The organism is Paenibacillus tyrphae, assembly GCF_027925525.1.
GTDB classification, from domain to species: Bacteria; Bacillota; Bacilli; order Paenibacillales; family NBRC-103111; genus Paenibacillus_G; species Paenibacillus_G tyrfis_B.
In genome coordinates this window covers 1-207 of the sequence record NZ_BSDJ01000130.1, presented here as the reverse complement: position 1 = coordinate 207, position 207 = coordinate 1, and the positions used below count along the sequence as shown (strand labels likewise).

Genomic DNA, 207 nt, shown 5'->3' with positions numbered 1-207 from the left:
CGGAGATAGGTCGCGAATGTCAGATGGAAGTGGAAACAAAGCAAGTGTCGCTAAGGCTGTTTTGCACGTCACGTCTTTAAAGACAAGGCCGAGCTCGGGAAAATGCATATCGACCCAACGATGAATTTGGTTTTTTACAGCACCGGATTGCTTTAGGATGAACTCACGGGCATGAACCAACTGCCGAATCTCCTGATAGGACTCGGG

At 48.8% G+C, this 207-nt stretch carries 1 pseudogene; it reads right to left on the bottom strand.

The features are described 5' to 3' along the window. Positions 1 to 180: pseudogene (locus QMG93_RS35185) on the bottom strand (IS110 family transposase); the annotation flags it as partial. Positions 181 to 207: the final 27 nt, after the last annotated feature.